This is a genomic window from Candidatus Enterovibrio escicola (assembly GCF_002464935.1).
GTDB lineage: Bacteria > Pseudomonadota > Gammaproteobacteria > Enterobacterales > Vibrionaceae > Enterovibrio > Enterovibrio escicola.
In genome coordinates this window covers 128,472-141,501 of sequence record NZ_NBYY01000034.1, presented here as the reverse complement: position 1 = coordinate 141,501, position 13,030 = coordinate 128,472, and the positions used below count along the sequence as shown (strand labels likewise).

Sequence of the window (13,030 nt, the reverse complement as noted above, 5' to 3'; positions counted from 1 at the left end):
TTTATACTAAATAACCTGAAATCTGTATAAGCACTTGCTTATTAAACCTAGTCATCTTGAAGCTCGGCTTCTTTGGTTGAAATGAATACGCGATAAGCCCCGCCAGCAAGTTGACCATAACACTGATACAATTAAGGTGCCGAGAATACTCGATTTGGGATATATTTTTTAGTTGGTCTAAAACGATTTCAATAATAAATCGTTTCCGGAGCATCAGGCGGTTTCAAAGTTTTATACTTTGGGTTTCATGTTCTTTTTATACCCGTTATTAGTGTCACTCCCTCGTCTGCAAGTTTTCGCTCCAATGGATCAGAGATATAACCTTTCTCTCCGTATAAACACCCCTAAGTCTCGTCAACCATTTCCGATACAGGTTTTCTATCATCCACGTTAACCGTCGTCACTTTGATTAAGACAATTCCACCTTGGTCATTGATAGTAAGGTGGAATTTGAAACCGTAGAACCACCCCTCGTTCCTTTTCCTCGCTTCGCAGTACCTTTAAAAACCTGATGTCTGAGAATGCGTAGGTTGTGACAAACCTGTAGCTTAGACGAATCAACAAAGGAAATTACTGTCGGCCTTGCCTGACGGTAAGTGAGGTGAGAGCAAAGCAAAAATAGGATACCTTGCATGAGCTTGCGCATCCTCATGTCGCTAACTAATTCAGGAAATTAGTTGGTGAGGAAGAAGAAAACAAAGTGGATGTAATAAGTTTTGAAGTCTCGATCCCACGGTTGATGTAAAGCTATCACTACCGTCATCACTTTGCTAACAAAGAGGCAAAAAGGCTTGTTTCTTTATTTGATACCGAAAGAAATTAGGTATTTTTTCTAAGCAGGGAGGAAAGTCTGGTAGAAGTCGTCGACATCGGCAAAAATAGAGTCTAAGTCATTCATACCCAAGTCCTTGTGCAGTCAATAGTTTATTTCAAAAGATCTGATCGCAACTTAGGCATTTAGTTCATTTCTTATGCGTAGCTCAGGTTAAATAACGATATTTAATATAGAGAGAAGTTGATACTGCTTTGATCTCTATCTCACCCATGATTTCGCTTAGCAATGACGGTCTTCTCACCTTTAAAACAACGGAATAGAGAATGACTTCAAAAGTCACTCCATGTTCAAGTTGGTCATATACACGACCAGTGTTTTTCACTAGTTGGAGTAACAGTTCCTAGTGATTATCAGTTAACATGGTTCTATGCATGGTGTTGTAGGTTAGGTTGTTTTGGCGAAGTGATTCTAACGCTTCACCATGTATGTTTAAAACGTACACATCAATGATCAACATATCATAATGAGTAATAATGAATACACTCTGCTCACATCCATTCGGTACTGAGATTACGGCCGATGATATTTTGGATAAAATGTCTGCATGTTATAGCTGGGAAGACAAATATAGACTTGTTATCCAAATGGGAAAGAAACTTCCAATCATGGATGAGGCACTCAAACCACAAAGCCTCCAAGGACTCGGATGTGAAAGCCAAGTCTGGTTAGTCTGGAAAAAAGTGGATGACTACTATTACTTCTCTGCTGATGCAGACTCAAGAATTGTTAAGGGTTTACTTGCACTTATTTTAGCTTCAATTGAAGCTAAAACACATGAGAAATTGAAGGCTTTTAACTTTGAGGAATATTTTTCTACCATGGATTTTATTAACCATATCAGCCAGTCTCTCAGTAACGATCTACGTGTGATAATCAAACAAATTAAGAACATTTAGTACGTCTTTCTAGACGTAGGACATTCACTTAGTGACCTATGGTATTTGTGTACTTTACTGTACAGCACTCATCTTGAGTGTTTAGACTGCAGTCAATGATAACAACATGCTTATTTACACAAATAAACCTTTATGTTTTAACTTTTATTGCATATTTTTCGTGCATAATGCATCACGTAAAAATATAAAAAGAACATCACTTTCTATAAAAAATAGACAAATACAACAATACCAGCACAGTATTAATTTCCAAAACAAATTAAAATTTGATTTTTTCTTAGCTTTAGGTTGTTTATTGTTGATGTATGTCTTGTTTTTTGGATTTTTGTGTTTTTCTTTTTGCCTTATTCAAAAGATTGAGTATCTTTGGTAATGGTGATAAAAAGAGCATCGTAATAATAACGGAAGTTGCTTGGAGCTTAATGAATTTTCGTAACCTAAAATTTATTGAGTTTAAACTATCATAATCATCGGTGCCTGTATTTTTGGATAGCCAAATGTAGTAACGGGGGTAAATTTAATTGCTTGTTGTTAACAATGGAGTTGTCAATGAGAAAACTAGCACTCGTCACAGGGTCGAAAGGTTGTATCGGCTCAGCGATAACGGAAAAGCTAGTCAACCAAGGCTATCGCGTAGTTGCTACCTACTTCACCGGAAATCTGCGCTGCGCAGAGCTATGGTTCGAAGAGAAGAAATTTAATCTAGAACAAGTCCGCTTGTTTGAGCTAGACGTGACGAACACAGAAGAGTGTGCTACGCGTCTTACTACCCTTCTAGAAGAAGAAGGTACCGTGGATGTTGCTGTAAATAATGCGGGTGTTATTCTCGATTCATTGTTCACGAAAATGACAGCGGATAGCTGGAACACGGTTATTGATACCAACCTAAATAGCTTATTTAATGTCACCCAACCGCTGTTTTCAGCGATGTGTGAAAAAAGGGGGTGTCGTGTCATAAATATTTCCTCTGTCAATGGCCTTAAAGGGCAATTTGGTCAAACTAATTACTCGGCAGCAAAGGCAGGTATGATTGGTTTTACTAAAGCGTTGGCAATGGAAGGAGCTCGTTATGACGTCACTGCGAATGTTGTTGCTCCAGGTTATACTGCAACACCCATGGTGGAAACAATGCGCGAGGGTATTCTCGATGCTATCAAGAGTAAAATTCCGATGAAACGTTTGGCTAAACCAGAAGAAATCGCAGAAGCGGTCGCATATTTAGCTAGTGATGCTGCTGCCTATATTACTGGAGAAACGCTGTCGGTTAACGGTGGCTTGTACATGAGCTAAACAGGGGGGCGTCCACATGGAAAAAGTGTATATCGTTGCAGCTAAACGTACCGCAATTGGCTCATTTATGGGTTCATTAAAAGATATACCAGCAGGTAAACTCGCTGCGATAGCCATTGAAAGCGTGCTAAAAGAAAGTAACGTTGCACCTGAGTCTGTCAACGAAGTTATCTTAGGTAATGTTATCAGTGCAGGTCAAGGTATGGGCATTGGTCGTCAGGCTGCTATGTTTGCGGGTATTCCTCAATCTGTCCCTGCTTACTCGATTAATATGGTTTGCGGAAGCGGTATGAAAGTAGTCATGGATGCTGTTACACACATCCGTTGTGGTGATGCTGATGTAGTGGTTGCTGCTGGTGTAGAAAACATGTCTCAAATTCCATTCGCAGCCTCTGGATCATTGCGTAGTGGTCAAAAAATGGGGAACATCAACCTTAATGATCTTCTAATCAGTGATGGTCTCACTGATGTTTTCAATAAATTTCACATGGGTGTAACTGCAGAAAACATTACTGAACTGGTTGGTATCAGCCGTGTGCAACAAGATACCTATGCTCTACAAAGCCAACAAAAAGCTGTGGCGGCGATAGAATCAGGTCGATTCAAAGATGAAATAGTCCCCGTCGAAATCAAGCAACATTACCAAACGGTTTCTTTCTATATTGACGAATACCCAAAAGCAGATACTACCCTAGAGTGTTTGGCAAAACTTTTACCTGCGTTCACCCGAGAAGGTACGGTCACTGCAGGTAACTCATCAGGTTTAAATGATGGTGCCAGTGCTATAATCGTGGCTTCTGAAACTGCAGTTAAACGTCTTGGATTAAAACCATTAGTTGAAATAACCAGCTACGCACAAGTTGGGTTAGATCCGAAAATCATGGGATTAGGCCCTGTTGGAGCTATAACAGAAGCTCTGAGAAAAGCAAAGCTTTCTATTTCAGATATGGATCTGTTTGAACTCAACGAAGCTTTCGCGGCTCAAGCGTTGGGAGTTATTCATCAGCTTGCAGACACACATAACGTCAGGTCTGAAGCAATTCTAGATAAAGCTAATGTTAACGGAGGCGCAATTGCATTGGGTCACCCGCTTGGGGCATCAGGGAACCGTGTTTTGGTGTCACTGATCCACGAGTTGAAAAAGAGCGAAGGTAAGTATGGTGTAGCTTCGCTTTGTATCGGAGGTGGCATGGGTACGGCTGTCATTGTAAAACGTGTTGTAACTAATTAACCTTACATCCCTTAATAACCAATTAATACACTTAGGAGATATACCATGTACACAGATATGTTTAAAGCATTCTCAGAGCAAACTGAAAAAACCTTGGCTCCTTACGTTAAGTTCAACAAAATGGTCGCGAAAAACGCTATAACTATGGCAGAACTTCAGCTGAACGCAGTTCGTACTTACAGTGAAATGGGTCTAGCTCAAATGAAAGCAGCAAGCAATGTCACTGATATTACTTCTTTAACTGCATTCAGTAGTCAGCAACTGGCCGCGCTGAGCAAACTCTCTCAGCAAATGATGGAGGACAGTACTAAGATGCAAACCATATCTAAAGAGTTTAAAGAAGATCTAGAAAAACTTACAACTGAAAATATTAAAGCTGCAACTCCAGCCTAATTAGGATTACCACCCTCCTGTATGGAGGGTGGCGTTGTTTCCGATAAAGAGGGTTTACACATGTTTCAGAACTTCTTCTCGGACTACCTTGTAAAACTCCAAGAGAGTAACCAGCAATGGTGGAAGGATCTTGAGCAAGGCAAGGCAGCCGTAAATGATCCAGTGAACCAGGCAATACAAGAACAGAGTATCGAAGATACAACTAAGTTTTTTGAACTTGCCGCAAAACAACCAGCTGCGATGTTGCAAATTCAGGCGCAGTGGTGGGAAAAACAACTAAGTATCTGGCACAACGTTGTACTCGCTGCAAACAGTGTAAAAATCGTTGAACCTGAAGATGATGATAAGCGATTTCAAGATAAAAACTGGCAGGATAAAGTATTTTATAATTTTATTAAGCAGTCTTACCTGCTATTTAGCCAAACTTATCTTACAACTATCAACTCTATTGAGGACCTTGATGAAAAAACGAAGGAACGTTTGACATTCTTTTCACGTCAAGCACTCAATGCTATGTCGCCGAGCAACTTTATTGGAACAAATCCAGAATTATTTCGCCTTACTCTTGAAAAGAATGGCGAAAATCTAGTGAAAGGTCTAAAACAGTTGCAAGAGGACATTGAGTCCAGTTCAGACATTCTTAAAGTTAGAATGACTAACAACAATGCGTTCCGTATTGGCGTAGACTTAGCTAATACTGTAGGTGATGTGGTATATAAAAATGAGCTGTTCGAACTTATTCAATACCGTCCAATGACGGAAAAAGTAAACGCTACACCACTGTTGATGGTACCGCCATTTATTAATAAATACTACGTTCTTGATCTTCGCAAGAAGAACTCAATGATTCGGTGGCTGCTAGAACAAGGCCATGTTATTTTTATGATTTCGTGGCGGAATCCTACTGAGGAACAAAAAGATCTTCAGTTTGGTGATTACATTACAGAGGGTGTAGTCAAAGCTGTCAGTGTGATTGAAGACATTACCGGTCGATCGCAAATCAATGCAGCTGGTTATTGCATTGGTGGAACCATCTTGGCGTGTACAGTCGCCTACTATGCGTTAAAACGCATGAAGGCGCGTATTAAATCTGTAACATTTTTCGCAACCTTGCTTGACTTTTCTCAACCTGGTGAAGTGGGTGCTTATATTACAGAAAGTTTGATCAGTGCGATTGAGTTACAAAACAATTCTCGTGGTTACATGGATGGTCGTTCACTAAGCGTTATCTTCAGTCTGTTGCGTGAAAACAGCTTGTACTGGAATTACTACATTGACAACTACCTAAAGGGGAATAGTCCTGTTGATTTTGATCTCCTTTACTGGAACAGCGATAGCACTAACGTTGCTGCAGCAACCCATAACTTTATTCTACGTGAACTGTATTTGAACAATCGTTTAGTCGAAGATAAAGGTGTAAATATTGGTGGTGTTTGGATTGACTTGAACAAGATTAAAATACCAGCTTACTTCATCTCTACTAAAGAAGATCATATTGCCCTTTGGCAAGGTACTTATCGAGGAGCGTTAAATCTAGGTGGTAAAAAGACTTTTGTATTAGGGGAGTCTGGGCATATTGCAGGCATCATCAATCATCCTGATAAAAATAAATATGGCTACTGGGTTAACCAGGAGCTGTGTGAGTCGGCCGATGAATGGTATAGAGGGGCTAACCACAATACAGGATCTTGGTGGTTGCATTGGAATAAGTGGCTTAAAGCTTTCAACCCGAAAGAACAAATTGTACCATATGCACTAGGATCAAGAAACTATCCAGTTATTGGATCTGCCCCTGGAGAGTATGTTAAAGAGGTTCTACCTATTGAACCGAAGAAGAAAGTACTGGAAAGGAGAGATCTCAAAAGCACTAATGCTTAATACCCTAAACTACTTTATTTACACTTACATCAACATAAAAAAGGCCTCCTGAAAGGGTGGCCTTTTTTATGTACTGTATGTACAATCACAAAAACCAATTTTCCTCTTCTGTTTATTTTACCTAGAAATTTCCTCCCAGAAACTATATGTAGTGGGGCTTAATACCTGTCCCTTTCTGTGATACATTTAGCACGATTGAACAGATAAAAGGCATGAATGAATGTTAAAGGTATCCAATCAAAACTGCTTCGCTTGAAATATATTTTCACTACGAATTTGGTCATATTCCTATCCAGTCATCCCAGCTATGACACCGATTATTATCATTTATAAATCGCTAAGATGCTGAAGTGTGGAAGCTCAGAAAATGGTTTTGCTACTTACCAATGCTTGGATTGCGGTCAAGGGCAACATAAAGTTAACTTTATGTTGTAAGGGGAAAGCTTGTCCGCAATGTGAAAAACGTTATGCACGGGAGAGTATGGTCAAAATAAGCGTCTGCCTGTTTCCTAGAGTGAGCTATCGGCAAGTTGCCTTAACATTGCCTGAGCAACTTCGTATTCCTTCCCATAATCACTCCAATCAGAAGCGTTTTTATTTTTGGTTTATGGTCTTATCGGAAGGCTGCTTATCAGAGTTGATTCAAGCGTATTTTAAGACTGATGCGTGTGAAATTGCCGTCTTTGTTTTCATCCATATCCATAGTTGTAATAGCAACTACAATCTGCATTTACATGTGATACTGGCTAAAGGTGCATTCTTTTCTTCAAACTAGGATTGGACAAGGTTTCAGCATTTATCGTTATTTCAGTTACGATTACTTTAAAAAAACACTTACTGAAGTTGATGAAGATTGAGTTTCCGGTGCGTTAATATGTGATTAAAACCTTATGGGCTAATTATCCTGATAATTTCTATGCCCATCATGGCAATGATCGTAAAAATAAAGTTCTAAGCAAAAGCTACTGAGGGTTAATAAGATACCTAACCAACTATTTGTCATCCCCGTCGATAGGATTATCTAGGATAGTTGGGTCTGACGGTCATCAAATCAGGTATTACTATCAATCACATAAAACGAAGTTAAAAACGTATGAGACAGTGGATATTCAGGTATTTGTTGGCAGACTGTCTCAGCACAGTCTTCCTAAAGGATTTCAAAGAGTGAGATATTTTGGCCTCCAAGCGACAACGAGCTTTAAGAAGTGGTATGAAGTGATAGCGAGGGCAGGAGGAGACTTGGTGGATGCAATGATGAGTTACACCAAACGTATCAGCTATGTAGAGTGTTTCGAAGAGATAGCAGGTCGTAATCCTTTAAAATGTGTGTTTTGTGGGTGAGGGATGTAGTTTGTTCGACTTTCCCATCCAAAACAGGGTGTATTCTTCGATTTATTTTCTTACGATAGTGGTTAACTAATATGATTTCTTTTCACAGTTCCTCTGAACTGTAAGGGTAGGTGAAGTCAATTTCTGCATCCAAAGCTTTTACAATCTCTTCATGACGGGCAAATTTAAGACCATTATTTGCCGTAATCGTATAAACAGGTTTTGTAGGGTATCAGTGTTACCGCCAATATAAAAATGCCTCAACTGAAACAACTTGTTCATTTATTTAATAGATAAACGGCTGACTATGATTAATCAATCTGAGCGGCGCATAAGAAATGAACTAAATGCCAAAATCGCGATCTGATTGTTAAAAAACTATTGACTGCATAAGGACTTTGGCATGAATAACTTAGACGCAGTTGTCGTAGATGCTGATGATTTCTGCCAGATTTCCCTCCCTGCATGGGAAAAACACCTAATTTCTTCCGGTATCAAATAAAAAACAAGGTTTCTCGCCTCTCAGTTAGCGAAGTGATGACGATAGTGATAGCTTTCCATCAATCGGAGTATCGAGACTTCAAAACCTATTACATCCACTTTTTTTGGCGTGCTACCTCACTAACGAATTTCCTGAATTAGTTATACGAGGATGCTCAAACTCATATAAGATGTCCTAGTTCCGCTTTGCTCTTACCTCACTCACCGTCAGGCAAGGCAAATAAGGATGCCTTTGTTGATTTCGTCTAAGCTATAGGTTTATCACAACCTACGCGTTCTCAGACATCAGACTTTTAAAGGTACCTAGAAGTGAAGAAAAGGAACGGTGGGGTAGTTCTACAGCTTTCAATTACACCTTGAGCACAGCTCAGGTTAGTTTTTTCCTTGCCATTAACTTAGCAATAATTCGAGATACAGCAATGAAGCCAAAAGTTGCTGTCACCATAGTTGCAGCACCAAAACCAGTTGAACAATCCAATTTCTTGGAGCCTTTTCCACTGACTTTAGCTTCGCATACACTGCCGTCTGGTTGTGGATATCTAAGTTTCTCGGTCGAAAAGACACAATCAATACCGAATTTCCTGTTTTTCGTTTTTGTGAAGTTGTGAAAGTAGCGTAAATTATTCCGGAGTTTTGCTGCCAAAGGGTCTTGGACTGATTTGGTTAAATCTGCAACTTGGATCTGGGTTGGGTCTATCTGCCCACCAGCGCCACCTACAGTAATAACTCTTATTTTGTTGCGTTTGCAGTATACTAACAGGGCTGTCTTTGGCTGAATGCTATCGATGGCATCCAGTACGTAATCAAAGTTTTTTGTAATGTATTGCGGAATATTAGCTTCTGAAATAAAATCATCAATTAATGTGATCTGGCAATCAGGGTTAATTGCACGAACACGATCAGCCATTACCTCAATCTTACTTTGCCCGATCGTTCCCGACATTGCATGGATCTGCCGGTTCATGTTGGTTACGCACACATCATCCATATCTACCAGCGTCAAAGCACCAACACCACTACGCGCTAACGCCTCCACTGCCCACGATCCAACACCACCAATACCGATCACACAAATATGAGATCTTCGTAGAATTTCGAGCCCAAACATGCCATATAAGCGGCAAGTGCCACTGAAGCGTTGCTGGTAGCGATCAGACGCGGGCACTGGTGTTGTCGACATACTTTATTGGTTAGCTCCAAGTCGTAGGGATGTATTGAGGTTTATACTCGCTTGGAGCAGAAATGTCTATATCTGCTCAATGCTTCTACCATCACCAAAATGGGGGATATACAATCACACGTTTAAGATAACTCAATCATAGGTGTAACTGGAACAAACCTTCTCGCCTCTCAGTTAGCGAAGTGATGACGATAGTGATAGCTTTTCATCAATCAGGGTATCGAGACTTCAAAACCTATTACATCCACTTTTTTTGGCGTGCTACCACCTCACCAATGAATTTCCTGAATTAGTTAACCTCAGATCTGCATAAGCGCTTGCTTATCAAACCTAGTCATCTTGATGCTCTTCTTTTTTGGTTGAAATGAATACGCGATAAGCCCCGCCAGCAAGTTGACCATAAAGCTCACTCCACTTCGGTACCGAAAATGATCTATTTGGGATATATTTTTTAGTTGGTCAAAAACGGTTTCAATAATCAATCATTTCCGGAGTATTAGGCGGTCTCAAAGTTTCATCACTTTGGGTTTTATATTCTTTTTCATACCCGTTATCAGTGTCACTCTCTTGTCTACAAATTCTAGTTCCAATGGACTAGATATATAACCTTTGTCTCCGTATAAACACCTTCAAAGCTCGTCAGCCATTTCCGCCACAGGCTTACTATCATCCACGTTAGCCGTCATCACTCTGACTGAGATAATGCCAACTGTGGTCATTGATAATAAGGTGTAATTTGAAGTCGTATAACTACCCATCGTTCCTTTTCCTAACTTCATGATACCTTTACCAATCTGATGTTTGAGAATGCGTAGGTTGTGACAAACCTGTAGCTTAGACGAATCAACAAGAGCAATCCCTATTTGCCTTGCCTGACGGTGAGTGAGGTAAGAGCAAAGTGGAACCAAAATAACTTGCATGAACTTGAGCATTTGCGTGTAGCTGACTAATTTAGGAAAATTGGTGGTAAGGCAGAGGCGTTGTTTCCTAAATATCTAAACTAATCGCAATTCCTACGATTAGATCATCATGGAGTGAAGCGGGAGGTGATTATGGAAAATGCCCCCTACAAGATCGGAAACTGGAAACAATATAATCAAGCATTAATAAACCTTGGTTCAGTGACTTTTTAGATAGACGTAGCTACTATTTAGACAATGCCGATCTCGTCATCTTACCAAGAAGTAACTGAACCACGGTTTACTAACGCCCTCCGTCAAGTAAAATGCACAACAAAGTGATCGGTATATTCATTGAACTGGAAGGTTACGTATTCAATAAATTTAATGGTTCATCAGTGTCATTTACAAACCAGTGGTCTATTACTGCAGATATCATATATTTTAACAAAATTTATAACCACGAGAAAATTTATTTTCTAGAGGGCAACCAACTTATAGAACACACGATTAACGTGAGTATTACCTTTAAATCATAATCAACCCATTGAATATATGACTTAATATTAGCCCTCAAAATTTAACGCTGACTATATAAAAGTCCCATTCTTGGTTTCTTTATTAAGCTAACACCTTGCGATAGGTTCCACGAATACTACTGCCATATCCCATGGTTGTTCAATCCAACAATCTTGGATAACATCAACCACGTAGTCATCAACCAAGTGCTTACCAAGTGGCTTCGCACATACAGTTACAAATTTAGCCTTCGGATACATCTCACGAATCACTTTCGCAGTGCCACCTGTATCAACTAAATCATCAACAACTATGAAGCCTTCGCCATCACCCTCAGCTTTTTTAATGATGTTCATATCATGTTGCTGATCATGATCATAGCTCGAAATACACACGGTATCAACGTGGTGAAGATCCAGTTCACGCGCCAAAATAGCTGCAGGAACCAACCCCCCTCTGCTTACAGCAATTATACCTATCCATTGCTCTGCTGGTAACAATTTATCGGCCAATTGGCGAGTATACATTTGCATGTTATCCCACGTAATAACAAACTTATTTTTCATTCTAAAAAACCTTAGTGGCGATGGGCGCCATTTAACTCATAGTGTTAATTTCGAAGTATTGTCTCTTACACAATAAATTTTAGTAAGAAAAGGACAGCCAGAACCCAAATACTAACAGGTACATCACTCCCTCTACCACTGATAACCTTAATTGCACAGTAAGAAATAAAGCCTAAACCAATACCATGTGTGATGGAATAAGTCAGTGGAGTCAGCAAACACACCACAACTACGGGTGCTGCTTCTGTGAGATCACACCAATCCAAGTTGACAAGACCGGATATCATCAAAATTGCAACATAAAACAGCGCACCCGCTGTGGCATATCGAGGAACCATATCAGCTAATGGTGAAAAGAACAGTGCCAGTAGGAACATAATACCAACGACCACCGCAGTTAATCCCGTACGACCCCCTGCTACAACACCCGCCACACTTTCTACGTAAGACGTGGTATTTGACGTACCTAGAATGGCTCCAATAGTAGTTGCAGTACTATCCGCCAACAGTGCACGTCTAAGACGTGGAAGTTTACCATGTAGATCTAGCATATCTGCTTTTTGTGCCACACTCACCAAAGTTCCTGCAGTATCAAACAGGTCAACAAACAAGAATGCAAATACGATAGCAATCATTCCTACTGTCATTGCTCCGGATAAGTCGAGCTGCATAAAGGTAGGCCCAATGCTTGGTGGTGCAGATAGTATCCCAGTGTACTGAACGTCACTGCAGATAACAGCGAGCGCAGTAACAATCAGAATTGAGATCATTACCGCACCCTTAACGCCACGGGTAACCAAACCGATAATCAAAAAAAATCCAAGCCCAGCCATCGCAGGACCAAAGGAAGAAATGTCTCCCATAGAAATTAAGGTTGCAGGGTGAGCGATAACAATACCAGAATTCTGCAACGCAATCAGCGCCAAGAACATACCAATACCCGCTGAAATTCCCGTGCGCAAAGAAATAGGAATAGCATTGATGATCAATTCACGAACTCTAAACAAGCTCAACGAGATAAAGCAAAGACCAGATAGGAAGACCGCAGCCAAAGCAACTTGCCACGTATACCCCATTTGGAAAACAACGGTATAGGTAAAGAACGCATTCAACCCCATACCTGGGGCTTGGGCCACAGGGTAATTAGCTACCAGACCCATAATAAAACAACCAATTGCAGCAGCTAAACAAGTGGCGACAAAGACTGCACCGCGATCCATTCCAGTTTCTGACAAGACAGCTGGATTAACAAAAATTATATAAGCCATAGTCATGAAAGTGGTTAATCCTGCAATAACCTCAGTTCGAACATCTGTACCGTGCTCTTTTAGTTTAAAAATATGCTCAAGCATGGCTTTTGATTCCTTGGAAAGTGTGTGTATGTCAATTTTAAGCAACGCTTAGGTAAACGTTTTTTTCTGAATATGACGCGAATCTTACTCGCCAAATTAGACAATTTCCAGTATGGATTAAGTCACACTCATTTTAATAGTTGATTAATCACTCAGAGAAA

11 protein-coding genes and 4 pseudogenes are annotated in these 13,030 nt (G+C 40.1%); 9 read left to right on the top strand and 6 right to left on the bottom strand.

Going from position 1 to position 13,030, the window contains the following annotated elements; translation table 11 throughout:
* Position 1 precedes the first annotated feature (1 nt).
* A pseudogene (locus BTN49_RS22705) lies at positions 2-898 on the bottom strand (IS982 family transposase).
* A gap of 410 nt (positions 899-1,308) precedes the next feature.
* Between BTN49_RS22705 and BTN49_RS11360 the strand changes: the two are divergent.
* The 8 genes and pseudogenes from BTN49_RS11360 to BTN49_RS22700 form a co-directional block, all read left to right on the top strand.
* Complete coding sequence (locus BTN49_RS11360; protein WP_097357265.1) at positions 1,309-1,731, top strand: SufE family protein; 423 nt, start codon at positions 1,309-1,311, stop codon at positions 1,729-1,731.
* Positions 1,732-2,280: 549 nt separating this feature from the next.
* Positions 2,281-3,021 carry an SDR family oxidoreductase gene (locus BTN49_RS11355; RefSeq protein ID WP_097357264.1) on the top strand — a complete coding sequence of 247 codons (741 nt, stop codon included), beginning with the start codon at positions 2,281-2,283 and terminating at the stop codon, positions 3,019-3,021.
* Between the two features lie 16 nt (positions 3,022-3,037).
* Positions 3,038-4,252 (top strand): acetyl-CoA C-acetyltransferase, encoded by a 1,215-nt coding sequence (locus BTN49_RS11350; protein WP_097357263.1) that lies wholly within the window; start codon positions 3,038-3,040, stop codon positions 4,250-4,252.
* Positions 4,253-4,297: 45 nt separating this feature from the next.
* Positions 4,298-4,645: a phasin family protein gene (locus tag BTN49_RS11345; RefSeq protein ID WP_097357262.1), complete on the top strand. Its 348-nt coding sequence runs from the start codon at positions 4,298-4,300 to the stop codon at positions 4,643-4,645.
* A gap of 60 nt (positions 4,646-4,705) precedes the next feature.
* Positions 4,706-6,523, top strand: coding sequence for a class I poly(R)-hydroxyalkanoic acid synthase (gene phaC, locus BTN49_RS11340; protein WP_097357320.1), 1,818 nt, complete (start codon positions 4,706-4,708; stop codon positions 6,521-6,523).
* 481 nt (positions 6,524-7,004) lie between these two features.
* Complete coding sequence (locus BTN49_RS11335) at positions 7,005-7,298, top strand: hypothetical protein (protein WP_158523761.1); 294 nt, start codon at positions 7,005-7,007, stop codon at positions 7,296-7,298.
* Between the two features lie 200 nt (positions 7,299-7,498).
* Positions 7,499-7,864, top strand: a complete 366-nt coding sequence (locus BTN49_RS19460) for a transposase (RefSeq protein WP_097357260.1) — start codon at positions 7,499-7,501, stop codon at positions 7,862-7,864.
* A 391-nt stretch (positions 7,865-8,255) separates the two neighbouring features.
* Positions 8,256-8,606: pseudogene (locus tag BTN49_RS22700) on the top strand (IS982 family transposase); the annotation flags it as partial.
* A 114-nt stretch (positions 8,607-8,720) separates the two neighbouring features.
* Here BTN49_RS22700 and tcdA read toward each other — a convergent pair.
* A complete protein-coding gene (gene tcdA, locus BTN49_RS11325; protein WP_097357259.1) occupies positions 8,721-9,533 on the bottom strand; it encodes a tRNA cyclic N6-threonylcarbamoyladenosine(37) synthase TcdA in 813 nt (270 codons plus the stop codon).
* Positions 9,534-9,688: 155 nt separating this feature from the next.
* Here tcdA and BTN49_RS18510 point away from each other — a divergent pair.
* Positions 9,689-9,793: pseudogene (locus BTN49_RS18510) on the top strand (IS982 family transposase); the annotation flags it as partial.
* A gap of 39 nt (positions 9,794-9,832) precedes the next feature.
* Here BTN49_RS18510 and BTN49_RS16750 read toward each other — a convergent pair.
* The 4 genes and pseudogenes from BTN49_RS16750 to BTN49_RS11300 form a co-directional block, all read right to left on the bottom strand.
* Positions 9,833-10,015, bottom strand: coding sequence for a hypothetical protein (locus BTN49_RS16750; protein WP_150138541.1), 183 nt, complete (start codon positions 10,013-10,015; stop codon positions 9,833-9,835).
* Positions 10,016-10,039: 24 nt separating this feature from the next.
* Positions 10,040-10,453, bottom strand: a pseudogene (locus BTN49_RS11315) (transposase).
* A gap of 605 nt (positions 10,454-11,058) precedes the next feature.
* Positions 11,059-11,517: a xanthine phosphoribosyltransferase gene (gene gpt / locus BTN49_RS11305; RefSeq protein ID WP_097357255.1), complete on the bottom strand. Its 459-nt coding sequence runs from the start codon at positions 11,515-11,517 to the stop codon at positions 11,059-11,061.
* A 65-nt stretch (positions 11,518-11,582) separates the two neighbouring features.
* Entirely contained in the window at positions 11,583-12,869 is a 1,287-nt protein-coding gene (locus BTN49_RS11300; RefSeq protein ID WP_097357254.1) for an NCS2 family permease, read from the bottom strand.
* Positions 12,870-13,030: the final 161 nt, after the last annotated feature.

Bases quoted from the DNA above. Each gene is read 5' to 3' on its own strand.
- BTN49_RS11360 (WP_097357265.1), top strand. From the start codon at position 1,309: ATGAATACACTCTGCTCACATCCATTCGGTACTGAGATTACGGCCGAT.
- BTN49_RS11355 (WP_097357264.1), top strand. From the start codon at position 2,281: ATGAGAAAACTAGCACTCGTCACAGGGTCGAAAGGTTGTATCGGCTCA.
- BTN49_RS11350 (WP_097357263.1), top strand. From the start codon at position 3,038: ATGGAAAAAGTGTATATCGTTGCAGCTAAACGTACCGCAATTGGCTCA.
- BTN49_RS11345 (WP_097357262.1), top strand. From the start codon at position 4,298: ATGTACACAGATATGTTTAAAGCATTCTCAGAGCAAACTGAAAAAACC.
- phaC (WP_097357320.1), top strand. From the start codon at position 4,706: ATGTTTCAGAACTTCTTCTCGGACTACCTTGTAAAACTCCAAGAGAGT.
- BTN49_RS11335 (WP_158523761.1), top strand. From the start codon at position 7,005: ATGGTCAAAATAAGCGTCTGCCTGTTTCCTAGAGTGAGCTATCGGCAA.
- tcdA (WP_097357259.1), bottom strand. From the start codon at position 9,533: ATGTCGACAACACCAGTGCCCGCGTCTGATCGCTACCAGCAACGCTTC.
- gpt (WP_097357255.1), bottom strand. From the start codon at position 11,517: ATGAAAAATAAGTTTGTTATTACGTGGGATAACATGCAAATGTATACT.
- BTN49_RS11300 (WP_097357254.1), bottom strand. From the start codon at position 12,869: ATGCTTGAGCATATTTTTAAACTAAAAGAGCACGGTACAGATGTTCGA.